1 protein-coding gene is annotated in these 491 nt (G+C 45.4%); it reads left to right on the plus strand.

The window, feature by feature from the left end; genetic code table 11:
• Nucleotides 1–185: 185 nt before the first annotated feature.
• The coding region (locus ACT3TP_RS18775; RefSeq protein WP_444621299.1) for a hypothetical protein at nucleotides 186–491 on the plus strand (306 nt) is incomplete at its 3' end.

Genomic DNA, 491 nt, shown 5'->3' on the forward strand with positions numbered 1-491 from the left:
CTATTTTCGCAGTTCAGGATCACTTTTTCTTTGTTAATGACGCTTAATTACTGGCCTCTCGATGAAATACCTGGGCTAACCACGAGTTCAACTAAATGCCTTCAAGCTTTTGCGAAATATGGGCATTCTTGGAACTCTACAAAGCTGACCGGTTTTAGTATAGGTAAGTCTTCAATCGGAATCTCATGGAATACGAGCTCAAATCTATGGCAGAAATCAAGCCAAGCCGGGTCTTACCGATGCTAGGACGCACCTGGGCAAAGGGATTAGCCCTTGCATCATTTGCTCTGATCGCAGCTGGTTGCTCAACTTCAGATACATCCCAGTCACTATCTGTGGATGCCGTCATGGATGTTTGTGCAAAAAATGATTGTTTTACCGTAAAAGTTCCTGCGAACCTTTCAGTAACGTCTTACGGGACGGGCTCAAACAGCTATAAAGAGAGACCCGTTCTGGAGGAAGCGAACGTTCCGGCAGTGAAGACATACGGT

Source organism: Glutamicibacter sp. AOP38-B1-38, assembly GCF_052377485.1.
Classification (GTDB): Bacteria; Actinomycetota; Actinomycetes; order Actinomycetales; family Micrococcaceae; genus Glutamicibacter.